We start from the raw sequence: 23,261 nt of genomic DNA, 5'->3' as shown, positions 1-23,261 counted from the left end.
TTTGCGTTATCACTTTTTTGAAGCTTAAGATAAATGATTCTTTTTATATCACTTTTCTTGTTGTGGTTTCATAGAACCTGTTTCTGAATATCTAATATGAAAATTAAAAGCCTCTTCGAGAATATGGGGAGTATGTCCTCCTTTTTCTTTAGCTCTTTCATAGTAATCTCTTATTTCGTTTTTGTAATCAGGGTGTACACAGTTTTCAATAATTACTTCAGCTCTTTCCCTTGGAGAAAGACCTCTTAGGTCGGCTAACCCCTGGTCTGTTACTAAAACATCTACATCGTGTTCAGTGTGATCAACGTGGGATACCATTGGTAATACATGTGAAATAGAGTTGTTGTTCTTAGAAGCAGCTTGCGTAACGAAAATACTTAAGTATGCGTTTCGTGCAAAATCACCAGAACCACCGATACCATTCATCATTTTATTTCCTCCAATATGAGTAGAATTTACATTTCCGTAAATATCAAATTCGATAGCAGTATTGATTGCTATAATTCCTAAACGACGTATTACTTCAGGGGCGTTACTAATGTTTTGAGGACGTAGAATTAATTTATCTTTATAAGTTTCAAAGTTGTCTATAATTCTGTGATAGCAATCTTCTGTTACGGTTATGGAAGAACCTGAAGCAAAAGTCATCTTTCCTGAATCGAATAAATCAAATGTACTATCCTGTAATACTTCGGAGTACATAGTAAGATTCTCAAAAGGACCATCAATAAAACCTGTTAGAACCGCATTTGCAACTTTACCAATTCCTGCTTGTAATGGGAGAAGGGATTTTGTTAGTGCTCCTTTTTCAATTTCTTCTACAAAGAATTTTAAAAGATTTTTAGAAATAGCTGTTGTTTTAACATCAGGTTCAGATAGTTGGGCAGGAGTGTCTAATATGTTTGTGAATACAACTCCAATAACCTTTGAAGGGTCAAGACGGATAAAATTCTCTCCAATACGGTCTTTAACTGTTTGAATTGGAATAATTTCACGGTTAGGGTATTTTGAGGGTACACAATTATCATGAATTCCGCTGAAAGAAGTAGGTACTTGTGTATTTATCTCTATTATAATCTTATCAGCTGCAGCAGCAAAATAGGCTGAGTTTCCAATTGAGGTAGTTGGATATATAAAACCATTTTCATCTATATGAGATGCCTCTATGATTGCAAATTCTACTGGAGCTATATGACCACATTGTAATTGTTCTATGGTTTCACTAAGATGTTGGTCAACATATTTTACTTCTGAATTATTAATACTTTTTCTTAATACTGCATCAGCTTGGAAAGGCATTCTGCGTATCAGTGCGTGGTTCGCAGCTAAATCTGCATCAGTAGTTTGACCAAGAGAAGCGCCAGTAATTAATGATATGGCTACATCTTCTTTAGCTGCTCGTTGAGCAAATGCTGGCAATACAGACTTACTATCTCCTGCTTTTGTAAAACCACTTGCCCCTACAACAGCTTTGTTTGGAATTAAGTTTGCCGCCTCCTCTGCACTAATAATCTTTTTCTTATAGTCGTCAAACTTGATCCTATCTAACTGTATGTCTTCTTTTGTCATGTTTATTTGTAAATTAAAAGTTCCTAAAAATAGCCATATTTTTAAATATAAATCAAAGTTTTGTTTGAAATTATTAGAACAGTATTGTTAATAGCTTTGTTTAAAAAAGTCAATTATACAGTGTATTTTGATTTATAATGATTTTTTTTCAATTGATTGCGGCTCTTGTGTATGATTGTTACCTTAAAAATAGTATTATTAATCTTTTAAATATTTAACATTTTTACGTAAACAGTAATTAAGTTTTATTTATTTTTGTTTTATTATAATTTAGGTATTTATTTAAGATGTTTTCTTTAATATGTTGGGTTATTGTGTTTTGTTAAGAAAGTAGTTTTAAATTCTAGACGTTTGAGGAAATTGTAAAATAGTTAATAAGTTTTTACAGCAGTTTCAAGTAGTGAATTGGAGAAGTTTATTGTTGTCTAAAATATATGCCTAATGGATTATTTTATTGTTTAGGTGTAGTTGTTAAATAGTCAAAAAAAAGCGACCAATGTATTTACATTGGTCGCTATAAATTTGAAATTTAGAGTTTTATTTGCTTAGCTTTTCAAGAGTGTATAGAATCAACTTGTCGATAGCGGCATATGGGTCTTCCGAGAATGTTCCGTTTGCTCTATTAGCAATGATTGCATTCATTGAGACTGCATTATGACCCAGTAATTTACTCATGCCGTAGATAGCGGCAGTTTCCATTTCTAAATTAGTAATTCTTTTATTGTTGAAGTTAAAGGATTCTAATTGTGTATTTAAAGAATGGTTTTGTATGGGTAGACGTAAAATTCTACCTTGTGCTCCATAAAAACCGCCAGCTGTAGCTGTAATTCCCTCAAAGATATTATTTGATTTTAATTTAGCAGCTAGATTTTTACTACAAGAAACAGCATAAGGTCTTCCCATTATAGGATTCCATTGAGTATGTTCCATGAATGCCTCTTCTAATATCTTGTCACAAACTGCTTCAGATAGGTAGGAGTGAAGCATATTGTCCATACCTATTCCATATTCTGATAATAAAAAGCTGTTGACTGGGATATCTTTGTGTAATGAGCCAGAAGTACCTATTCTTACAATATTTAAAGTAGAAATTTCTTTTTTGATGTGTCTTGTATTGAAGTCGATATTAGCCAAGGCATCTATCTCATTCATTACAATATCTATATTATCTGGTCCTATGCCTGTGGAGATCACAGTAAATCGCTTGCCTTTATAATATCCAGTTTGAGATTTGAATTCTCTTTTTTGAGTTTGGAAAGTAATAGAGTCAAAGTGTTTTGAGATTCTTTCAACACGATCTTGGTCTCCAACAAAAATTATATTTTCAGCAAGATCTTCAGGTTTGATGTTAAGATGGTAAACACTACCGTCTGGATTTAGAATAAGTTCTGATGATTTAATTTCCATAAATAGTTTATTGTAATATTAACCCCCCACTCTTTTTATTTTATAACCCTCCTTGACTAGAAGTGTCATGATTTTGTCTCGAAAATTACCTTGTATTAGTATTTCTCCATCTTTGACACTTCCTCCGACACCGCAAAAGTTTTTAAGCTGTTTAGCTAGGTTTTTAAGATCTTCGTCTGAACCTTCAAAGCCTTTTATTATTGTTGCTACTTTTCCTGCTCTATTTTTTTTGTCGAGATGAGCTTCTAATTTCTGTTGATTTGGAGGGAGTGTTTCAATAGATGATTCTTCCGCATCGAATGAAAAACTATCGTTTGTAGAAAATACAAATCCACCTAAATCTTGTAAGCTATTGCTTTTCTTTGCCATTGCGTTATTATTTTTTTATCAAACCTAATTCAACCAATCGTTCATGAAGATATTCTCCTGCCGAAATATCGCTAAATTGTTTTGGATGATTCTGATCAATACAATTTTCTAGACAATTTAGTGGCATTTCACTTATTGGATGCATGAAAAAAGGTATTGAGTATCTAGAAGTTCCCCATAGTTCTTTAGGAGGGTTTATCACTTGATGGATAGTCGATTTAAGGCGATTATTAGAATGTCTAGATAGCATGTCTCCAACATTTATGACCAGTTCATCTTCTTCAGCAATTGCATCAATCCATTCCCCATTGTGATTTTGAACTTGTAACCCTTTTCCTTGAGCTCCCATCAATAATGTAATAAGGTTTATGTCTCCATGAGCAGCAGCTCTTAATGCATTTTTCGGTTCTTCTTTTATTGGAGGATAGTGAATAGGTCTTAATATGCTATTGCCATTTTTCACAAAAGAATCAAAATAGAATTCATCTAAACCTAAATATAAGGCTAAAGCTCTTAAAACATAAACCCCTGTTTTCTCAAGCATTTGATAAGCCTCTTTTCCTGTTCTATTAAAGTTAGGTAGTTCTAAAACTTCTACATTTTTTGGATACTCGTTTTCTAATTTTGGATTGTTTTCAACGTATTGACCAAAATGCCAAAATTCCTTTAAGTCACCTTCTTTTCTGCCTTTCGCATGTTCTTTTCCAAAAGATACATAGCCTCGCTGTCCACCGATACCTGGAATTTCATATTTTTCTTTGATGGTTAAAGGTAATTCAAAGAAATTACGTACTTCTTGATACAAGTTTTTAACTAATTCGTCATTTAAGAAGTGACCTTTTAATGCTACGAAGCCAATCTCTTCGTAAGCTTTTCCGATTTCATTTACAAATTTCTGTTTACGTATCGGGTCGTCCGATAGGAAATCACGCAAGTCAACACTAGGAATGTTTTGCATTTTTTAAATTATTAAGGATGCATACTTGGGTTTTAAAGTATCAAAATTACAATTTTTTTGCATAAGTATGAAACTATATTTAGTGCGCAGAAAAAGAGCTATAGTAGGAAATGGAGAGTGTATGTGTTAATTTTTCGAATTAAATGTGGTCAAATGAAAAATAATTTATATATTAGATTTGTTGATTTAAATTTGTTATGTATGATTTTGCCTATTGAAATGAAAAAAGGAGAATTTATGGTGTTAGTCTTCATTGAGATTAATAAAGACTTTGATCGTATTCCTATTGAAGATCTAATTAAACCTCTCCCTGATTCTTTTGTTCCTTTATATGTTGATTATAGCCAACCTATAATCAAGGTTTATTGTTTGTGCAATTGCCAAAATGACTTCGTCAATAATATGGGGAGAACCGGATATAAGGCAAAATTGATTTAATAGAATAAGCTAATTAAGAGTTGTACTAATATAGTATTTGAATCATAAAGTAGACAATTTCTTTAATTAAAAGTATGTTTGTATTTTGTTAGCATCATTAAGTGAATAAAGCTGTGAAACAATCTAAGACAAATGCATTACGTTATTTAGACACTTTAAGAATTCCTTATAAAATATTCTCTTATGATATCGATGATGGTAAAATAGACGGAATATCTGTATGTGAAAAAATAGATGGAAATCCTTTAACGTTTTTTAAAACGCTAGTAACTATTGATAAGAAAAATGGGGTGTTCGTTTTTTTAGTACCTGTTTTGGAAGAATTGGATTTAAAAAAAGCATCTAAACTTGTTAAAGAGAAAAGTTTACAATTATTACCTGTAAAAGAGTTGTTCGCCTTAACAGGATATCATAGAGGTGGTTGTTCTCCTATTGCCTTAAAAAAGAACTTTAAAATATATGTAGACTCAAGCATAGAGAATATATCGACTATTATTATAAGCGGAGGTAAAATAGGAATTGTAATTCAGATTCAAGTTGAAGATTTTCTAGATGTTACAAGAGCCAAAGTCAACTCTTTGACTTTATGAGTTGACCTTTCGTGTTAATTAGTCCTTTTCTATTTTATAAGAATATCAAATTCCCTTTCTATTTAAGAAAGTATTTACTGTTTAATCTATTGAATATTAGTGTTTAACTGTTTTGTTAGACTTCTGTTATATGTCTTTTTTTAAACATAAGATACATGGCTTGTTAATGTTATGATAACACCTTGAGTTGTAATCGGTATAATTATACTTCAAATACTAAATACAATTGGATTTTGAATTAAAGTAGGTGAAGAATTGAGTGAAAGGAATTTTTAAAAAATATTATTAATCTGTAAAGGTTAAATAATTACTAAAAGCACTTAAAGGGGTTTAGTTGGTATGTTGTTTGACTTTATCTTTGTAAAAAAGTTATTATATGATTGTTGCATTAACCGTGTCATTGTTCCCAAGTTCGGGTATGGATAACGCAAACGAATTAAAGTCGCAAGATGAGAAAATAAGTAAAAAGCATGATCTTTTAAATAAACCAGATTTAGAAGGAACGTTTTTTAAAGCCATAGCGCAGGAATCCCTGCAATCCATTTCGATAAGTAAGAATGGGATTGTTTATACTAGTATAAAACCGAATCAGAGAATTGTGTTTCCTTTTGTTGAAGCAAGAACAGAAGGTGAGGGACGTGTGTTTGTTTCAGAAACTAAAAATGAAGAAATTGAGATTGTAATCTATGAAGATGAAACCTCAAGAGAATTTTTAGATGGCAGATTTGATCATTCTGTTGCTGTTCGACTTGTGAGAAAGCAGGAACTAAAGGATATTGTTGTAGATTTTGCTGGTTTTGGTTATTATCAGTATAATCACGAGTTGTCTGGAAATTGGATATTTCAGACATTTGAAGATAAAAGAATTGAACAGTTAAATATAAATCAAATACCAATGATTTGTATAGATACTCATACTAGAAGTTTTTCTGGGAGTGGGGGGAATTACATGATCTATGGGAATATCAGATGTGAGGGTGATTTTATAGACTTTGAAGTGATTATGGCACCTGAACCTAAGAACGAGGAGTTTCTTAACGAAAAGGAGTTGCTTTTGGTTCTACAGGAGTGTGATAGATTTGAAGTCAATGAAGAATTTCTGTATCTATTCCAAAAAGAAAAGCTAAAGCTTTCTTTTATTAAGGATACTTATTAAGGCATAATGTATCCTAGATTATAAATTATACAAAAAAGCCGATTCATATTATATGAATCGGCTTTTTTGTTTGTTTAATAATATCTAGAAGAAAATTAATTTGTAATAGAATTTCAGAGTTAATTAAGAGTAACTTATATAAGTGGTTCTTAATTAACGGAATAAAATACCTTCTATTGCTTTTGCTCTTTATTGAAATATATTAAGTAGTAATACATCTGTTTTTCTTCATCCCAGCCTTTTTCTACAAATTTCTCTGCACTTTCTGGATTTATGAAGTCGAGTTTAATTTGAACATTTGTGTCTAAATTAATTACATTCTTTAGTTTTTTTCTAACATCAGTTACAGCATTATTAGCAATTGGGAAATTTGTTGTGTCTTCAATGCTGTATTTTTCCCCACGGTCAACCTTGTAATTTTTAAATTCGGAAATCAAATCAGGATTGTCTATAACTTCATTTAAAAAATTAGTTTCTTCAAATTCGTCATTTTTTGCAAAGTAGTTTACAGAACGATTCATGAACATAACTTCTTCTTTTTTATCTTCTGCAGGTAAAACAACATCTTTAGCAAAGTCTTGACAAAATTTCAAATATTTTTTTGTCATGAAGTTTTCATCTTGAAAAGCGTCTACAGAAAGAAAATGTTCTAACCAATAACGTGCATCATATCTATTACTGTCAATGGTCAATATTTTGAAGCCTTCTTCTTTCTTGTAGTTAAAGATTAAACAGCCTTTATCTAATTTGTGTAGATTAATACCTTGTTGTAGTACCATTTCCAAATTAGAACCATTTTCTTCGAATTGTAAAAAATCTGTTTTTATTTCACTTTTAAAAATTCCAATTGCATCAACAATGTTGTTATCGATAGAAACATTTGTTAAATATGAAACGTAAACCTCTCCATTTTTAATATGTGGGTGGTTTGATTGTTCGAATAAGTGTTTGGTGATTTTTTTAGATACTTCATGTACATTTTCCACAGTTGGTGTATTGAATATCTCTGATGCAAAATTATACATTTCATTGAATTCTAAATCAACATCATGAGCGAATTGAAAATAGTTCTCTTCTTTTTCTCTAAAAGGTTTAAAAAAATACTCTTTTAACAATGGAGCAATTTCATCATTTAAGTTATAAGGTATATCAGATAAGAAATAAGCCTCATTCCTACTTTTGTTACCTACTCTGTGAAGAGAAAGCGTTTCAATATGAGTATTGAATAGATTAATCATAGCAATAAAATATAAGGTAGGCATAATTTTGCCTACATGGTATTAATAAATGTAAAAGGGAAAAATATAGAACTAATTCCAGTTGTCTTCGTATCCAATATCTTCAAAATCTTCTCCATCTCCATAAAGATCAAAATCTTCATCATCATAATCATCGTTGAATTCATCGTAAATGTCCTCATTTGATACGGGATCTGTTCCGAAGCTTTTGGTTGGGATTTCACTTGGCAGAATTCCATGTGCAAAAATCACCTCAGGATAAGTAGCTCCTGGCTCATCTTCCTCCACGGCTGCTAATTCGACGAAAAATGTCCACATATTTAAAAAGTCATATACGTAGATGATTTTAGTGTTTTCTTCATCTAAAATATCTCCCAAGGTACAAGAACTCATGGTTTTGTGTTCTCCTGGTTCGTCACTTGTATCAAATAAGGAAATTTCTTCTTCTAATTGTGTCCACTCGTCATCACAAGCGTAAAAAGAAGCTGCTTCCATTCCGTCAAAACCAAATGAATTGACAATTGCGTTATGCAAATCTTCTAAAGTATCATCTTTTGAAATGGCAATATCTCTAAAGATATCTTCTTCTGTATCAAGGATTACTCTGAATTTATAAACCATGGTTAACTCTGTTTTGTGAAGGACAAATTTAAACTTAATATTCTTTAAACAGGTTATTAATACTCGATTTTCTAATATTTTTAAGATTCTATTTTAGTTGTTCTGAATCTCAATTTATTACGTGAATAATGACTTTGTTGCAATTCAGTATACTTAATAGACGGTTCGGTAGTATTCTTTTTGTTTGTCCATTTGAGTTTCAGACTTTTGAATTATAAATAAAAAAAATCATCATGAAACTATTTCTAATTCTAAGTGTATTTTTGACAAATCAAATTTTTGAAAAGCTAGATGATTTACAAGTTATAAGATGTAAATTAGATATCACAACAAAACAAGTAGTAGAGAAAAGGAGAGATTTTTTTTCTGGAGAAGATAATTGTAAACAAAAAAAAGATAATTGGAATGAGTGATTACTTTATAAGCATATTTAAGCGTTTAATGTTAGTTGGTTTTATTCTTTTCTTGTTTTTTGTAATAAAAGACTTAAACGGTAACATCTTTACTACAGGTAAGTTTTTAATTTATTTTTTGGTGGTTGCTTCATTAATTTTGTTTATTAATGTTAATATCATTCGAAAATGGAAAGCGATATATTTAGACGATATTATAAGTAAAAGAGAATATTATTATACAATCCCTTTTTTGATTGCACTTATCAACTTGATTCTAACAATATTCATTTCTTTTTTGTTTGCAATGTTTGATGTATTGTTTATCTCTCAGTTATCAATGACATCTATATTCTCTTTAGATAGTTTCAAAGTAATCTTGAAAACAAGTTTTTTTCTTGGGGTTTTGGTATATATATCTTATGCTATTTACTTTTCAAGTAGTAAACAACAGAAGCTTTTAGCCCAACAAAAAGTATTGACTGGAAATGTATCCGCGCAATTTGAAAGTTTGAAACATCAGCTGGATCCACATTTTTTGTTTAATAGCCTTAATGTTTTAAATGCTCTAATAGACGAGAGTCCTGAAAAAGCACAAGAGTTTACCAATTCTCTATCAAAAATATATAGATATATTTTAGATCAGAAAAACAAGGAATTAGTAATGTTAGAAGAAGAACTTAGTTTTGCTAAAAGTTATATGGAATTATTACAGATGCGCTATGAAGATGGCCTGACATATAGTTTTCCTGATAGTTTGTTACTGAAAGAAGGTAAAGTAGTACCATTAGCATTACAATTGTTGCTCGAAAATGTTATCAAACATAATAAGGTGTCAAGCTTAAGTCCTATACATATTTCAATAAAAGAAAAAGATAATTACCTGATGATTGAGAATAATCTCAATAAAAAAGTAAACCACGAGAGAAGAGTTGGAATTGGATTGGAAAATATTGCAAACAGATACGCAATATTAACAGATAGGAAAGTGATTTTAAATCAAACAGAAGAAAATTTTATCGTTAAAATACCAATATTAATTAAAAAAACATATGATATGGAATTAGTAGACAACAATGAGGAGCTAGTATTAATAAAAGCAAAAAAGAAAGTTGAAGAACTCAAGAAGTTTTATGGGCACCTTACAACCTATTTAGCTGTTAATCTGTTTTTAATGGCAATTAATCTATTGACAGAACCTTCTTTTTTGTGGTTCTTAATTCCATTATTTGCTTGGGGAATTGGAATTGTATCACAAGGAATGAAAGTATATGACTACAACTTGTTCTTGGGAAAGAATTGGGAAGATAGAAAGATGCAAGAATGGATTGATAAGGAAAAGAGAAAAACTGAAAAATGGAGTTAGTTATGGAATATTTAATCCCAACTTCAAAATTAGTAGAAGCACAAAACGAATATGCAATTTATCGCATTAGACGCTTGCGTAGATTGTATTATAAAGTGTTGTTTTATTTATTGTTTAATGGAGCGTATTTGTTTATTTACTATTTGAATTTAGAGAATGTGCACTTCGGAAATTTTATTTCCATCTATGAAGTACCTCTTGTTTGGACTTTTTGTTTGTTAGTTCAATTTGCGTTGTATTACGCTGATAGGTTACCATTATTAAAAATTTGGCAAAGAAATTTGGTCAAGAGATATTATGACAAATACAATCAGTCAACGGAAAATAAATACTTAGAAACTATTAGTAAATCTAATTTATATAAGTAATGAGGATTGTTATTGTTGAAGACGAGAAACCTGCGGCAAGGTTATTAGAGCGAAAAATAAATAAGCTAGGATATGAAGTATTAGTGCGTTTATCTTCAGTAGAAGAATCTATACTATGGTTTCAGAATAATGAAGCTCCGGAATTAGTTTTTTTAGATATTCAATTATCGGATGGGCTTTCATTTGAAATATTTGAGCAAGTGGAGGTGAAGAGTCCTATAATTTTTACTACGGCATACGATGAATATGCCCTACGGGCTTTCAAATTGAATAGTATTGATTATATTTTAAAGCCGATACAAGACCAAGAGTTGAATCATGCTATTCAGAAATTTATGGATCAACGTGCTTCTTTTTTTGATTTTTCAGAGCAACTTCAAGTATTTAAGTCGTTTATGCAAGGAAATCGGAAGGAGTATAAAGAAAGATTTACTATCAAAATAGGTAATCAAATTAAGGTTATAACTTTGAAGGAAATAGTCGGTTTTTTTAGTGAGAACAAGTCAACTTATATTAGAACAAAAGACAATAGAGACTATTTAATAGATTTTTCATTAGAACAATTGGAAGACTGTATAGATCTTAAGTATTTCTTTAGAATCAGTAGAAAACATATAATTTCATTGCCGGAGGTGAAAGAAATTATGGTTTATAGTAATTCGCGATTAAAGTTGATATTACAGAATATGAATACAACTGAAGAGTGGTTGGTGAGTAGGGAACGTGTAAATGATTTTAAAAGATGGATTGAGTAATCTTTTATTTTAAAAATCCAGTAACTAGTTGGAATTGAGGTTAAATGAAAAAACCTCTAAAGAAGAGGTTTTTTATTTAACTGAAAATAATTCTTATTTTTTGTTATAAATAACGGTCACAGGAAGTGTAAAGCCTCTCATAGTAATATCATAAACAACAGTAAGTCTATTGTTTTGTACACCAATGATAGTTCTTGCAGGATAGTCACTATCTTCAAAAGAAATAACATTATCCTTGACACTCGCTTTTAGAATAGTTTCGCTACCTATAGATTTTTTATATTCATAAAGTGTAGCAGTATCTGCTGTAAGAACTAATTTATCATTGTCATAAACAGCATAATCATCTCCTGGCATTTCAATGAATTTATGATTCATTGTGTTTTCTCCAAATTTATATGATAAATCATCAGCTATCCAAGTTCCTTCATAAGCAGCTGCTGTATCTTTATTATCATCACTACTACAAGAAGTTAAAGCTCCCATCAGGACTAAAGCGGTAATTAAAATGTATTTTTTCATTGAAATAAAGTTATTGAAAATTATTTTTGCAAAGATACTACTTTTGTATTAAACAATGTTAAGTATTACAATACCTTAGAAACCTTTTAGTTTACTGTTATAGATAGAGTCTTTTTGAGTAGAAGACCAATCTCTTTTGTAATCAAGAATTGCTGATTCCCAATCTCCATACCCTGTGTTGGGAAGTATTATAAATTTCTTACCAAATAGACTTGCGTTTTTATGAACGTTTTCCACACGTTCCACCATAGTTTTCTTATCAAATACAACAGAAAAATCAGAAAGATTATCACCTAATAGCATAGCTATTTCATGAGTTTCGCTAAGTTTTTGTCTTCGAGTTTCTTTGCTCGATTCAATATCTCTAACTATAACATGTGTTTTATCGGCAAAAGGAAAATTATATCTTTTCAAATTTTCTAAAGTCCCTTGTTTATCATTCTGACTTCGATTCGTAATGTAAAAAATATCAACACCTCTAGAAGCAGCATAATTAAAAAAATCAAGACTTCCTGCCAATGGTATTGCATTGCCTTTTGATGTCCATGAATTCCACGTAGCTTCATCAAAAACTTTACCCTCTCTTGCCATCTGTACAGCATAAGGAGAGTTGTCTAAGAAAGTTTCGTCTATATCTGTAACAATTGCTAAGGGTCTTGAATGATTTTCTTTTAACAATAAATCTAATTGCAAAGTAGCTATATTAAAAGCTTGAATACATAATGCTTGGTATTCAGCTGTACTTTGTTGAAAAATTGCTGCATACAATTTTCCATTTAATTCAATGTTTGAGTACGGTGTTTTAGAAGACGATTGGTTTATCTTGTTTGTTGAGCAACCTACAAGTAATGTGGAAACTAATCCAACTGTAAGAATAGTTTTTTTCATTATTTTTCTTTTTTATATACTGCAAAAATAAGACTTTGATTAGGGTTCCTTAGACTAATTAATTATTTTATTTAAAAAAGTCCTCTCTATTCTTACACCTATAAGAATAGAGAGGACTTTTTTGAGATTTGTATTTACCTATTTTATGATAGCTTGGCTTTCATCAAATAAATCATCTACTGACCAGTATCGTTCCCCAGTGTCGTAATTGAAAGTTAAGATTTTTGCTTCAGCATTTATGCTTGGTAGAATTTTAGCAACAGCAGCTAAGGAAGCTCCTGTTGAAATCCCAGCAAGGATTCCTTCTTCTCTTGCAATTCTCATGGTATAAGCGTAAGCCTCTTCTTTTTCGATAGTGATGATTCCATCGAATAGTTCTGGATTTACAATCTCTGGAATGAATCCAGCCCCAATTCCTTGTAAAGGATGTGGTCCAGCTTTGTCTCCACTTAAAACAGCAGAAAGTTTTGGTTCTACAGCATATACTTTCAGATTTGGAAACTTTTGTTTTAAAACAGATGCAATTCCAGTAATGTGTCCTCCAGTTCCCACTCCGGTAATTAAGTAGTCAATTCCTTGGGGGAAATCTTTTAAAATCTCTTGAGCAGTAGTTGTAGCATGAATATTAGGGTTTGACTTGTTTTCAAATTGATTTGGCATCCATGAATTAGGAGTCTCTTCAACGAGTTGCGTGGCTTTCTTTACAGCTCCAGCTGTTCCTAATTCTTTTGGAGTAAGGATGAATTTCGCTCCATAGGCAGCCATTAGTTTTCTTCTTTCAATACTCATTGACTCTGGCATAACTAGAATTAGATTGTAGCCCTTTACAGCGCATACCATTGCTAAACCGACACCAGTATTACCTGATGTAGGTTCAATTATAGTGGTGTCTTTATTTATTATACCAGCTTTTTCAGCATCTTCTATCATTGCTAGAGCAATACGGTCTTTTAAACTACCGCCAGGATTTTGGCGCTCTACTTTAATCCAAACGTTTGAATTATTTGGAAAGAGTTTATTTATTTTGACATGTGGAGTATTTCCAATGGTTTCTAATATAGAATTGACTTTCATAATATAAATATTTAAATAATAAAGTTAATTGGAGTGGGAACGGTATCTTGGTTCTTTGAGTAAGCTTTACTTTTACTGTATATGATTGAGTTTGCAATTACGCTTTTAGTAATCCATACATTTCCTCCAATGACACTATTTTCTCCTATAATGGTTTCTCCTCCAAGAATTGTTGCACCAGCATAAATAACAACATCATCTTCAATTGTAGGATGTCTTTTCGTATTTGCTTTTTCTTTGGCTACTGAAATAGCACCTAATGTGACACCCTGATATAGTTTTACATTTTTTCCAATGATACATGTTTCGCCTATAACAATACCTGTTCCGTGGTCGATAAAAAAGGAATTACCAATTACAGCTGCAGGGTGTATATCTATTCCAGTTTTACTATGACCATATTCCGTCCATATTCTTGGAATCAGTTTGACTTTTTGTTGATGTAATTGATGGGCAAAACGATAAATAGAAATAGCATAGAAACCAGGATATGATATAAAAATTTCTTGAAGACAAGTCGCGGCAGGGTCATTATCTAATATGCATTGTGCGTCATCTAATAGACTAAAATAAATTTTCGGCAAAGAATCAAAAAAAGAATCTACAACACTTTTAGTGTAATCAGCATCCTTATTAATATTGAATAGAAGAGCTGTCAATTCATTCTTGAATTGGTCGATTCTAATTTGTAATGCTTCTTTAGAGTGATATTTGCGATCCTCTAATTGAAATAGGAAGTGAAAAAGGTTATCAGTAAATTTTTCAATTCTTTTCTTGTCGAAATATATATCGCTACCTAAATTGTTTTCAAGTAATTTATTGAAGAATTGATTTGTCATAGTAATGTTAAAAATTAATGTATTTTAGGGCTCTTAAGCGAGATGTATAACAAAACTAAGGATTTTATTTTAAAAAAATATTTAAACAAAAACTAATAACAAAAGATTAATGTATTTCAAAATACAGTAGAAGAGAACTTTGGAAAATGGATATTTAACAAGGGGTATCGCTAAACGATAATTGATGTTAAAATGCAGTCTTGGCTATAGGAAATATTGGAATTTGTGTTACATTTGTCTTCAAATAAAGAGTAAAAAACATCTTTGTGTTTCGAGATTGTGATGGGATTAAATTTTAAACTATTTAGAGATGGCTACTCAAGAATAGAATTTGGTTTTGTTGTTTTGTTGTTCTGTCCAATACGAAAAACATAGAGTTGCTATGAAAAAGAAAAGCTACCTTTCCAAAGGTAGCTTTTTTTTTATTCAATTCTCATTTGTTTTAGGCTTATTCTGTAGGCCTCAAGTAGATCGCTTTTTTCTAGATATCCAAAATATTTCTTGTCTTTTTGTACTAGAACGTAATCTACTTTATTGCTTTCAATTGTTTCAATAATTATTTCGGTACTGTCGGAATAGGACACAATTAATGGTCTTTCAATAAGATCTTTAAGTGGTGTAAAACGAGTTTGAAAAGGACTGAATATAATAGGTCTCACTGTGTTCATGTTGATGATTCCTATGATGTGATTCTCTTCGTCTAAGACAGGAATAAATAGTTGATTCGTTTGGCTAAAGATGTTTACACAATCTTCAGTAGAGTTATTTAAATTTAAAACTTTAATGTCTTGTTTAATAAGTTGATGTGGAAGTATAGTGGTTAAAATGTTTTTGTCCTTATCTGAGGTAAATACCATTCCTGTTTCAGCAATGTTCTTAATATCCATAGAGTGCTTTTCCATGTTTTTTGAAATACCAAAACTAATAGATGATACTATTAATAGAGGTACCATTAGACCATAACCTCCAGTAATTTCAGCAATCAGAAATATTGCAGTTAGTGGTGCGTGAAAAAGCCCGCTCAATACACCAGCCATACCGACAACAGTGAAATTGCTAATAGGAAGTTCCTTAAAACCAATTAGATTAATGAATTTTGATAATACAAAACCCAAATAGGAGCCAACGAAAAGAGAAGGAGCAAAATTACCTCCGTTACCTCCACTTCCTAGGGTCAAACCTGTTGCAAATACTTTAACCATCATTGTGATTCCTACAAAAAACAATAAAACCCAACTACTTGAACTATAGCTAGACAACAAGGTGTTCTCTAATATTTTCTCTGGAGATTCACTAGATAACACCTTAATACTCTCATATCCTTCTCCAAATAATGTAGGGAAGAAGAAAATTAATAGGGCGAGTAATGAAGCACCAATGGCAGCTTTAGTATAAACTTTGTTTTTGAATTTGTCAAAATAGTGCTCCACTCTCCGAAACATACGTGCATGATATACAGATACTAATCCAGTTGTGATTCCTAAAATAACATAGTAGGGGGTATTGCCGATATCAAATAATAATTCCTGTTTAAAAGCAAGTAATATGTTTTCTTTGATGATAAGATTAGAAACAATTGATCCGGTGGCAGAAGAAATCATGATTGGTATAAAAGCAGTTACACTTAAGTCAGCTAATATAACTTCGATAGCAAATAGAACTCCAGCAATTGGTGCATTAAAGGCCGCAGAAATCCCAGCTGCAACTCCGCAAGCTAAAAGAAGTGTACGGTCTTTATAACTTAATTTGTAATTCTGTGCATAATTTGACCCAAAAGCTGCACCTGTGATAGCAATAGGGGATTCTAAACCTGCAGAACCTCCCATACCAACCGTCAAAGAACTTGTTATAATTTGTGCATACATTTGCTTTTTGGGCATCATTCCTGAACGCTTAGCAACAGCAATCATAATTTGAGAAGTCCCCTTTTCTATATTTCCTCCAAGAAAGCGTTTTACGATAAACACGGTCAGAAATATTCCAATAATCGGCAGTATACTATTACTGTATGGTAAGTGAAAAATATTGTCAATATAGCTAACAAATTCAAAAACAGAATGTGCAAAATATTTCAATAAAGTTACAGCCAGAGCAGATGAAGCTCCAACAATAACACAAGATAGGTAGATGAATTGTCTATCAGAAAGTATCGATTTTAAGAAAAAAACAAAACCCTCTATATAGTTAAAGGCTTTGATTAGAGAAGTTTTAATATGTTTTTTTGATGTCGATTTCATAGTGTAAAATTACTTGAAAAAGCTAGAGTGACAAGTTTATTTACATCACAAAAATTGAATTATGTTTTTCTGTGATTATAGTACTTATAAGTATTTTTTATCGCTATGTTTGAACCGTAATAAAATGGAAAAAGCATTAATATAAATAGAGATTGTCAAAAAGCTACATAAAATAGTTTAATAACCCTTCAACTCTTTAAAGGATTTCAAGTGTAGTTGGATTTCTTCAAAGAAAAAAGTGAATTCGGCTTGGAAGTCTTCATAGTACATTTCAAGTTCTTCCGTTGCGAATTGCATTTTCGAGCTATAATCTGTTCTAGAGTCCATTTGTTTCAAAATATAGCCTAGTCCATCTATGCTACGATATTTGACTAACCAATTTTCCATGGTCATTGTAGGCATCATGTTTTGTATAGCCTTAGGTAAAACCTCATAATTACTTTCTAACAATAGATAGAAATCACGAACATATTCTTCAAGAGATTGGTCTGAGTACATCTTCCAGTTTTTTGCCAAAAAATGATCGTAAAACATATCTACTAATACACCAGAATAATGGTTGTATCTAGGAACTAATTTTTTTTTGCTCTCCCTGAAAACCGGATGAAAATCAGTATAAGAATCAATTTCTCTATGTAATAAAATACCATTTTGAATTCCGAGAGAAAAATCAAGATATAACCTACCCCTTACCCTATCGGCAATAAAATTACCAATTTGTAAAGATGAGTCATTTCCTGACAAATAGATGTGGGCTAAAAAATTCATACTACAAAGTAAAACATTAAAATGATTTTTTTGCAGTGTATTGTTAAAAACCTTTATCAATTGTTATATTTGTTGGAATAAAGAATTGCAAAAACTAAAAGTATGACTTTAATAAAATCTATATCAGGAATCCGTGGTACCATTGGAGGAAAAGTAGGAGATAACCTAACTCCAGTAGATGCAGTTAAATTTGCATCAGCTTACGGAACCTTTTTAAAGAACAGTAATATAAACAAAGAATTAACGGTTGTGATAGGGCGAGATGCAAGGATATCAGGACCGATGATTCATAACTTGGTAGTACAAACATTAGTTGGGTTGGGAATTAATGTAGTAGATTTAGGTTTGTCTACAACTCCTACTGTTGAAGTAGCAGTGCCATTGGAGAAAGCTGATGGAGGGATAATTTTGACTGCATCACATAATCCCAAACAGTGGAATGCATTAAAGTTACTAAACGAGAAGGGAGAATTCTTAAGTGGAGACGATGGTGCCCAAATTTTAGAATTAGCAGAAGCAGAAGCATTTGATTTTGCGGATGTAGATTCTTTGGGAACAATAATACATAGAGATGATTATATGGATATACACATCGATAAGGTGTTGGATTTGCCGTTGGTGGATGTAGAAGCAGTGAAGAAAAAGAATTTTAAAGTAGTAGTTGATGGTGTAAATTCTTCGGGAGGTATTATAATACCGAATTTACTAAGAAAAATGGGTGTTGAGGTTGTAGAGCTATATTGTGAACCTAATGGGGACTTTCCTCATAATCCTGAGCCTCTAAAAGAGCATTTAGGTGCTATTTGTGAATTGGTTCCTAAAGAGAATGCTGACTTTGGAATTGTTGTAGATCCAGATGTCGATCGCTTGGCATTTATATCGAATGATGGAGAAATGTTTGGAGAGGAGTATACTCTCGTGGCGTGTGCAGACTATGTTTTAAGTAAAACACCTGGAAATACAGTTTCCAATTTATCTTCTTCGAGAGCATTGAGAGATATTACAGAAAAACATGGAGGGCATTATGCTGCTTCAGCTGTAGGAGAAGTAAATGTAGTTGAACTAATGAAGAAAAATCATGCTATAATTGGTGGTGAAGGAAATGGAGGTATTATATATCCTGAACTACATTATGGAAGAGATTCACTTGTTGGAGTTGCTTTATTCTTGACTTATTTGGCGAATCAAGAAAAGACAGTAGCAGAGTTAAAAGCTTCATATCCTCAGTATTATATGAGTAAGAATAAAATTGAATTAACTCCTAAGATAAATGTAGATATGCTATTAGAACAAATGGCAGAAAACTACAGTAATCAAGATATATCTACTATTGATGGCGTTAAAATAGATTTCGCTACATCATGGGTACATCTTAGGAAATCAAATACAGAACCTATAATAAGAATTTATACTGAAGCACCGACACAAGATGATGCAGACGGATTAGCTTCTCGAATTATTGAGGAAATTAAAGTGATAGCAGGTATTTAATACTGTAAATCTTAAAAGATTAAAAAAAGGCTGTGTTTTATAAAACACAGCCTTTTTTGGCTTAAATATGGATTTGTTGAATAGTATTAATTTAATTCTCCGAATTTCCCTGCTTGAAAATCTTCAAAAGCTTGAATAAGTTCTTGACGTGTATTCATCACAAAGGGTCCATGGTGGGCGATAGGCTCTTTTAAAGGTTCTCCTGACAGCACTAATACTATTGCATCTGAAGAAACTTGAACATTGAAATCCTCTCCGTCTCTATTCATTAAAACCACGTGGTCGGTTTGTACTAATTCACCGTCATTCACTTTAATTTCTCCTTCAATAACCAATAACAATGTAGAATAATGAGAAGGGAATGATAAGTTAATTTCAGCACCTTTTTTAGCCTTTAGATTGTACATATGAATTGGAGAGAAGGTGGTAGCCGACCCCTTAATACCTTTATAGTCCCCTGCAATTATTTCTATAAAGCCATTGTTGTTATCTAAGTTGTAACGGGTGATAGCTTCGTTTTTGAGCGACTGATAGTTAGGTGCCGTGTTTTTGAATTTTGCAGGTAGATTTACCCATAACTGTACCATTTGAAAAACACCTCCGTTTTTACTCCATTCTGTTTCGTGAAATTCTTTATGCAAAATTCCTGAACCTGCTGTCATCCATTGTACATCACCTTCGGCAATAACTCCTCCTCCGCCACTACTATCTCCGTGTTCAATTTGTCCATGATAGGCAATTGTAACGGTTTCAAAACCTTTGTGAGGATGTACACCTACACCTCTGGGAATATCAGTTGGCGAAAAATTGAATTTGGAATTATAATCGAAATTGATGAAAGGATCCATTTCTATCATATCCATATTGGGTGTGCTAGGAATAAAATTATGTACTCGAAAACCATCACCTACAAAATGCGGTGTACGGGGTTTAACTATTTTATTAACTGTTTTCATATCTCTGTTTTTTAGTACTATAAAATTACTACTTAATATATAGAAAAAAGTTAACCTAGATTAAGAAAATTAGTTAGATTGTTGTCTATATCTATTGTGTAATCAGAGTTATATGACAGTTATTATCATCAATCATAATTTTATAAGTTCTTAGGTTTTTTACCTCTATGCTTCCATCTCTTGTGAGTCCAAAAGTAGTATTCAGGTGCTTCAATAAGTTGTTTTTCAACTTCCTTTAAAAAGCGATTGGTAATTTCGTAGTTTGGAATTTCTTTTAAAACTTCATCTTCATTTAATAAAGGAACAAAAGTAGCTTTGTAATGCCCTCTAGAAACATATTCTACTTTTAAATAAAGAGGGGTAATGTCGTACTTTTTTACCAAAGCTTCTCCGCCGGTGTAAACAGGCACTTCAATTCCCATAAATTCATGCCAATAGTTGGTTTGACTAACCATAGGAGATTGATCACTGATGAAAGCATAAACACCATGTTTTTTATCTATTTCATTTTTTCTAACTACTCGTATCGTTTCTTTTATCTCTATTAATATGGTATTAAAACGAGAACGTGTACGCTTGATAAAAGCATCGAAATAAGGATTGTTTATTTTTTTGTAAACAGCAAAACCTTGAAAATTTATTTGATTTCCTAAAACAATTGTCCATTCCCAGTTAGCGTAATGTGCACAGAATAGCATAATACTTTTGTTTTCTTTTTCTAACTCTAAAAGGTAATCTAGGTTTGTAAATTGAAAACGTTTTCTCATTTCTTTCTCTGGTAAACTAATTGTTTTGGCCATCTCGAGAAAAGTGTCACAAAGATGACGAAATGATTTTTTTTCGATTTCTAGTCGTTCTTCTTTGTTTAAATTGGGAAAAGCTAATTCTAAGTTCTTTCTAACCGTTCTCTTACGATATCCTACAACATAGTAGAGTAGGTAATACATAAAATCAGAAAATATATAAAAAAGAGCAAATGGTATTCTTGAGAAAAGCCAAAGAAAAGGATATGCCAGTATATATACAAGGTAATTCATAAAACTAAGTTTCTACAAAGATACTTTATTATCTATTTTTGAGGTGAAATATTTCAGCGTTGTAAAACAATGAGTATTTTTACTTAAAATTTCAAATATGGCAACTCCTATAATATTGGTGTTATTGATTGCAATCACGGCTTTAATAAGCTTTAAAGGATTTAAAGACTACTCGTTTTTCTCAAAATATGAATTTCATATAGGTAGTATATTGAAAGGAGAAAAGTATCGAATGATTAGTTCTGCTTTTTTGCATGGAGATCTGATGCATTTAGCTTTCAATATGTTTACGCTTTTTATGTTTGCACCATTGGTTGTTCAGATATTTGGATCAGCTTATTTTTTGTTACTGTATTTCGGTAGTCTAATAGTAGGTAGTGCATTAACCTTGTATTTTTATAAAAACAATTATAATTACAGAGCAATAGGGGCATCAGGTGCTGTTATGGGGATTGTATATGCTGCAATATTGATTAATCCCGAAATGAAATTATTTTTATTATTTATTCCAATCCCAATTCCTGCTTATATTTTTGGGATAGGATACTTGTTTTATTCAATATATGGAATGAAAGCAAATAAAGATAATATCGGTCATGCTGCACATTTTGGTGGCGCACTTGGAGGATTAGTTCTTACCTTAGTTCGTGCACCTCAATTAATAGAATCAGAACCCATGATAATCGGTTTGTTGTTGATACCTATAGCTGTACTGTTCTATATGGTAAAATCAAAAAAAATATAGAATTTTTAATCTATAAAAATGAATATTCTAAGAGGATATAAGAATAGATATAACTAATTTTTAGTAAAAAAGTTTATCGTACTCTTTGTTTAAGGCTTAATTCATAAAGTTAGACATAATTTTGCATACAAACCTTAGTATTCATAGTCTTGGTTTCATGATAGAAATGTTTTGTTTTACGACATTTAATCAATTGAGTATTTTATATTTCAACAGTTAGTATGTCTGTTATCAGCTTTTCATAACAATAATAGAAACCATTTATAAAATACAATTTCTAACTAGCTTTTTATCGATGTGCTCTACATGAAACATCGACCACAAATTCTTTCAGATCGGTAGCAAATAGTGTTCACTTATTGAGTGAGTAGCCTTTGAATAACCCTTGCAAAGAGTATCGTTAGAAATATGAATTGTTTTTTGAGATGTGAAGGCTTGCTGATTTGTATTTAACAATATTCTAGATCAATAAAATTAAATGTAATAGATAACAGCATCTTCAATTTCTAAACAAACATAGGAGTACAAATCGATCTAATAGAAACTTATAGAGCTTTAAGACACTATAGAGTTATGCCTTCCCATACTGTATATTAATGTTTCATATAGATTCTTTTATACAATTTTGAACTTCTCCAATTCCATTCATGTTTTTTAGAACAATTGTTTAGTGTATGAAGAAAAACTTCCTCTATAATTACTAAACTTTGTGGTTCATTATATGAAATTTTGTGTTCTAAGTAAGAAATATATTTAATCTTCTTAATGAAGTAGAGTAGGTTTGCTTTTTTGCTTTTTAACACATAAATGACAATATGTAATAAATTTGTTTGTAATTTGTTTGTATTCTGATTAATGTTTCAATTTTTTAAATATTAGTCGTTTTTTTAAAGTTAAAAAAGTTAAAATCTTTAATCACGATAATTGTTCGCGCATTGAGAATGATAATAGTTAGTGTAATTTATACTATAATTTTGTATTTCATATTTAATTTATTAAATGACTTGTTTCATTTTTAATAAAAGAGCGTGTTTTTTTTAGTTATTAATAAAAATGTCGTGTGTCTTAGAGTTTGTTTTGTCAAATTAATATAGTTCGTAATTTTGACAATTGAGATAGAAGATTAATTATGTATGCTGTTTTGTGTGTTTTATTGTAAATAAACATAGAATGGAATATTAAATCTTCTTATTAGTTTGCTGTTTGAATAATGAAGTAGGAGACTTTAAAAAGCCAATATATTATAATAAACATCAAAACTTACTAACTATGAAATACCATTTAGTTCTCTTATCTAACTTGAAATTCTTAAATAAGATTTTCTAAGTCTCTCCCAAAATGTTTTATTACAAAATGATTTTACTAGTCTTTTTAAAGATGGATTAGTGAAAGCATTGGTATGTCTGCATGTTTCGAAGAGAAGTTTTTGGGTGTTTTATAATAGTATGAATATAGAACATTAGGGTTAAAGGAATAA

22 protein-coding genes are annotated in these 23,261 nt (G+C 31.1%); 8 read left to right on the top strand and 14 right to left on the bottom strand.

The window, feature by feature from the left end:
* Positions 1–48 precede the first annotated feature (48 nt).
* The 4 genes from BM024_RS10920 to BM024_RS10905 form a co-directional block, all read right to left on the bottom strand.
* On the bottom strand, positions 49–1,569 hold the full coding sequence (locus tag BM024_RS10920) for a succinate CoA transferase (RefSeq protein ID WP_090680137.1): 1,521 nt from the start codon (positions 1,567–1,569) through the stop codon (positions 49–51).
* Between the two features lie 537 nt (positions 1,570–2,106).
* Positions 2,107–2,976, bottom strand: coding sequence for a nucleoside phosphorylase (locus BM024_RS10915; RefSeq protein WP_090680135.1), 870 nt, complete (start codon positions 2,974–2,976; stop codon positions 2,107–2,109).
* 18 nt (positions 2,977–2,994) lie between these two features.
* Complete coding sequence (locus tag BM024_RS10910; protein ID WP_090680133.1) at positions 2,995–3,345, bottom strand: translation initiation factor; 351 nt, start codon at positions 3,343–3,345, stop codon at positions 2,995–2,997.
* A gap of 7 nt (positions 3,346–3,352) precedes the next feature.
* Positions 3,353–4,303 carry an isopenicillin N synthase family dioxygenase gene (locus tag BM024_RS10905; protein WP_090680131.1) on the bottom strand — a complete coding sequence of 317 codons (951 nt, stop codon included), beginning with the start codon at positions 4,301–4,303 and terminating at the stop codon, positions 3,353–3,355.
* Positions 4,304–4,504: 201 nt separating this feature from the next.
* Between BM024_RS10905 and BM024_RS10900 the strand changes: the two genes are divergently transcribed.
* The 3 genes from BM024_RS10900 (at position 4,505) to BM024_RS10890 (ending at position 6,487) form a co-directional block, all read left to right on the top strand.
* Positions 4,505–4,741 carry a hypothetical protein gene (locus tag BM024_RS10900; RefSeq protein WP_090680129.1) on the top strand — a complete coding sequence of 79 codons (237 nt, stop codon included), beginning with the start codon at positions 4,505–4,507 and terminating at the stop codon, positions 4,739–4,741.
* Between the two features lie 113 nt (positions 4,742–4,854).
* Complete coding sequence (ybaK, locus tag BM024_RS10895) at positions 4,855–5,331, top strand: Cys-tRNA(Pro) deacylase (RefSeq protein ID WP_090680188.1); 477 nt, start codon at positions 4,855–4,857, stop codon at positions 5,329–5,331.
* A gap of 376 nt (positions 5,332–5,707) precedes the next feature.
* Positions 5,708–6,487: a hypothetical protein gene (locus tag BM024_RS10890; RefSeq protein ID WP_090680127.1), complete on the top strand. Its 780-nt coding sequence runs from the start codon at positions 5,708–5,710 to the stop codon at positions 6,485–6,487.
* A 173-nt stretch (positions 6,488–6,660) separates the two neighbouring features.
* Here the strand turns inward: BM024_RS10890 and BM024_RS10885 are convergent, their stop codons facing one another.
* Positions 6,661–7,725 carry a nucleoid-associated protein gene (locus tag BM024_RS10885; protein WP_090680186.1) on the bottom strand — a complete coding sequence of 355 codons (1,065 nt, stop codon included), beginning with the start codon at positions 7,723–7,725 and terminating at the stop codon, positions 6,661–6,663.
* Between the two features lie 72 nt (positions 7,726–7,797).
* Entirely contained in the window at positions 7,798–8,346 is a 549-nt protein-coding gene (locus BM024_RS10880; RefSeq protein ID WP_090680125.1) for an IS1096 element passenger TnpR family protein, read from the bottom strand.
* Positions 8,347–8,751: 405 nt separating this feature from the next.
* Here BM024_RS10880 and BM024_RS10870 point away from each other — a divergent pair, with 405 nt between their 5' ends.
* From BM024_RS10870 to BM024_RS10860, 3 genes are read left to right on the top strand one after another with little or no spacing between them, the layout of a single operon-like run.
* Positions 8,752–10,104 (top strand): 2TM domain-containing protein, encoded by a 1,353-nt coding sequence (locus tag BM024_RS10870; RefSeq protein WP_090680122.1) that lies wholly within the window; start codon positions 8,752–8,754, stop codon positions 10,102–10,104.
* 2 nt (positions 10,105–10,106) lie between these two features.
* Positions 10,107–10,472 (top strand): hypothetical protein, encoded by a 366-nt coding sequence (locus BM024_RS10865; protein ID WP_143077764.1) that lies wholly within the window; start codon positions 10,107–10,109, stop codon positions 10,470–10,472.
* The gene (locus BM024_RS10860; RefSeq protein WP_090680119.1) at positions 10,472–11,227 is read left to right on the top strand and encodes a LytR/AlgR family response regulator transcription factor; all 756 of its coding nucleotides are present in this window, start codon (positions 10,472–10,474) and stop codon (positions 11,225–11,227) included. The genes BM024_RS10865 and BM024_RS10860 overlap by 1 nt, the downstream gene beginning before the upstream one ends.
* Positions 11,228–11,320: 93 nt before the next feature.
* Here BM024_RS10860 and BM024_RS10855 read toward each other — a convergent pair whose 3' ends face one another.
* The 6 genes from BM024_RS10855 to BM024_RS10830 form a co-directional block, all read right to left on the bottom strand.
* Positions 11,321–11,749, bottom strand: coding sequence for a hypothetical protein (locus BM024_RS10855; RefSeq protein ID WP_090680118.1), 429 nt, complete (start codon positions 11,747–11,749; stop codon positions 11,321–11,323).
* A 75-nt stretch (positions 11,750–11,824) separates the two neighbouring features.
* Entirely contained in the window at positions 11,825–12,640 is an 816-nt protein-coding gene (locus BM024_RS10850; RefSeq protein WP_394333276.1) for a 5'-nucleotidase, lipoprotein e(P4) family, read from the bottom strand.
* 135 nt (positions 12,641–12,775) lie between these two features.
* A complete protein-coding gene (gene cysK, locus BM024_RS10845) occupies positions 12,776–13,711 on the bottom strand; it encodes a cysteine synthase A (RefSeq protein WP_090680113.1) in 936 nt (311 codons plus the stop codon).
* An 11-nt stretch (positions 13,712–13,722) separates the two neighbouring features.
* Positions 13,723–14,550, bottom strand: a complete 828-nt coding sequence (gene epsC, locus BM024_RS10840; RefSeq protein ID WP_090680111.1) for a serine O-acetyltransferase EpsC — start codon at positions 14,548–14,550, stop codon at positions 13,723–13,725.
* A 422-nt stretch (positions 14,551–14,972) separates the two neighbouring features.
* Positions 14,973–16,787: a chloride channel protein gene (locus BM024_RS10835; RefSeq protein ID WP_090680110.1), complete on the bottom strand. Its 1,815-nt coding sequence runs from the start codon at positions 16,785–16,787 to the stop codon at positions 14,973–14,975.
* Between the two features lie 177 nt (positions 16,788–16,964).
* Positions 16,965–17,555 carry an acyl carrier protein phosphodiesterase gene (locus BM024_RS10830; RefSeq protein ID WP_090680109.1) on the bottom strand — a complete coding sequence of 197 codons (591 nt, stop codon included), beginning with the start codon at positions 17,553–17,555 and terminating at the stop codon, positions 16,965–16,967.
* Between the two features lie 102 nt (positions 17,556–17,657).
* On the opposite strand from BM024_RS10830, the gene glmM reads away from it, so the two are divergent.
* Positions 17,658–19,046: a phosphoglucosamine mutase gene (gene glmM, locus BM024_RS10825; RefSeq protein WP_090680107.1), complete on the top strand. Its 1,389-nt coding sequence runs from the start codon at positions 17,658–17,660 to the stop codon at positions 19,044–19,046.
* A gap of 86 nt (positions 19,047–19,132) precedes the next feature.
* Here the strand turns inward: glmM and BM024_RS10820 are convergent, their stop codons facing one another.
* Both BM024_RS10820 and BM024_RS10815 read right to left on the bottom strand, forming a co-directional pair.
* On the bottom strand, positions 19,133–20,002 hold the full coding sequence (locus tag BM024_RS10820) for a pirin family protein (RefSeq protein WP_090680105.1): 870 nt from the start codon (positions 20,000–20,002) through the stop codon (positions 19,133–19,135).
* Positions 20,003–20,142: 140 nt separating this feature from the next.
* Positions 20,143–21,039 carry a lysophospholipid acyltransferase family protein gene (locus BM024_RS10815; RefSeq protein ID WP_090680104.1) on the bottom strand — a complete coding sequence of 299 codons (897 nt, stop codon included), beginning with the start codon at positions 21,037–21,039 and terminating at the stop codon, positions 20,143–20,145.
* Between the two features lie 97 nt (positions 21,040–21,136).
* Between BM024_RS10815 and BM024_RS10810 the strand changes: the two genes are divergently transcribed.
* Positions 21,137–21,784 carry a rhomboid family intramembrane serine protease gene (locus BM024_RS10810; RefSeq protein ID WP_090680102.1) on the top strand — a complete coding sequence of 216 codons (648 nt, stop codon included), beginning with the start codon at positions 21,137–21,139 and terminating at the stop codon, positions 21,782–21,784.
* Positions 21,785–23,261: the final 1,477 nt, after the last annotated feature.

The sequence above is a fragment of the Myroides guanonis genome (genome assembly GCF_900114085.1).
Taxonomy (GTDB): Bacteria; Bacteroidota; Bacteroidia; order Flavobacteriales; family Flavobacteriaceae; genus Flavobacterium; species Flavobacterium guanonis.
The sequence above is the reverse complement of the archived record's forward strand: the minus strand, read 5'-3'. Positions and strand labels throughout refer to the sequence as shown.

Excerpts from the sequence above, each read along its gene's own strand:
- BM024_RS10920 (WP_090680137.1), bottom strand. The coding sequence starts at position 1,569 with ATGACAAAAGAAGACATACAGTTAGATAGGATCAAGTTTGACGACTAT.
- BM024_RS10915 (WP_090680135.1), bottom strand. The coding sequence starts at position 2,976 with ATGGAAATTAAATCATCAGAACTTATTCTAAATCCAGACGGTAGTGTT.
- BM024_RS10910 (WP_090680133.1), bottom strand. The coding sequence starts at position 3,345 with ATGGCAAAGAAAAGCAATAGCTTACAAGATTTAGGTGGATTTGTATTT.
- BM024_RS10905 (WP_090680131.1), bottom strand. The coding sequence starts at position 4,303 with ATGCAAAACATTCCTAGTGTTGACTTGCGTGATTTCCTATCGGACGAC.
- BM024_RS10900 (WP_090680129.1), top strand. The coding sequence starts at position 4,505 with ATGATTTTGCCTATTGAAATGAAAAAAGGAGAATTTATGGTGTTAGTC.
- BM024_RS10890 (WP_090680127.1), top strand. The coding sequence starts at position 5,708 with ATGATTGTTGCATTAACCGTGTCATTGTTCCCAAGTTCGGGTATGGAT.
- BM024_RS10885 (WP_090680186.1), bottom strand. The coding sequence starts at position 7,725 with ATGATTAATCTATTCAATACTCATATTGAAACGCTTTCTCTTCACAGA.
- BM024_RS10880 (WP_090680125.1), bottom strand. The coding sequence starts at position 8,346 with ATGGTTTATAAATTCAGAGTAATCCTTGATACAGAAGAAGATATCTTT.
- BM024_RS10870 (WP_090680122.1), top strand. The coding sequence starts at position 8,752 with ATGAGTGATTACTTTATAAGCATATTTAAGCGTTTAATGTTAGTTGGT.
- BM024_RS10865 (WP_143077764.1), top strand. The coding sequence starts at position 10,107 with ATGGAATATTTAATCCCAACTTCAAAATTAGTAGAAGCACAAAACGAA.
- BM024_RS10860 (WP_090680119.1), top strand. The coding sequence starts at position 10,472 with ATGAGGATTGTTATTGTTGAAGACGAGAAACCTGCGGCAAGGTTATTA.
- BM024_RS10855 (WP_090680118.1), bottom strand. The coding sequence starts at position 11,749 with ATGAAAAAATACATTTTAATTACCGCTTTAGTCCTGATGGGAGCTTTA.
- cysK (WP_090680113.1), bottom strand. The coding sequence starts at position 13,711 with ATGAAAGTCAATTCTATATTAGAAACCATTGGAAATACTCCACATGTC.
- epsC (WP_090680111.1), bottom strand. The coding sequence starts at position 14,550 with ATGACAAATCAATTCTTCAATAAATTACTTGAAAACAATTTAGGTAGC.
- BM024_RS10835 (WP_090680110.1), bottom strand. The coding sequence starts at position 16,787 with ATGAAATCGACATCAAAAAAACATATTAAAACTTCTCTAATCAAAGCC.
- BM024_RS10830 (WP_090680109.1), bottom strand. The coding sequence starts at position 17,555 with ATGAATTTTTTAGCCCACATCTATTTGTCAGGAAATGACTCATCTTTA.
- glmM (WP_090680107.1), top strand. The coding sequence starts at position 17,658 with ATGACTTTAATAAAATCTATATCAGGAATCCGTGGTACCATTGGAGGA.
- BM024_RS10820 (WP_090680105.1), bottom strand. The coding sequence starts at position 20,002 with ATGAAAACAGTTAATAAAATAGTTAAACCCCGTACACCGCATTTTGTA.
- BM024_RS10815 (WP_090680104.1), bottom strand. The coding sequence starts at position 21,039 with ATGAATTACCTTGTATATATACTGGCATATCCTTTTCTTTGGCTTTTC.
- BM024_RS10810 (WP_090680102.1), top strand. The coding sequence starts at position 21,137 with ATGGCAACTCCTATAATATTGGTGTTATTGATTGCAATCACGGCTTTA.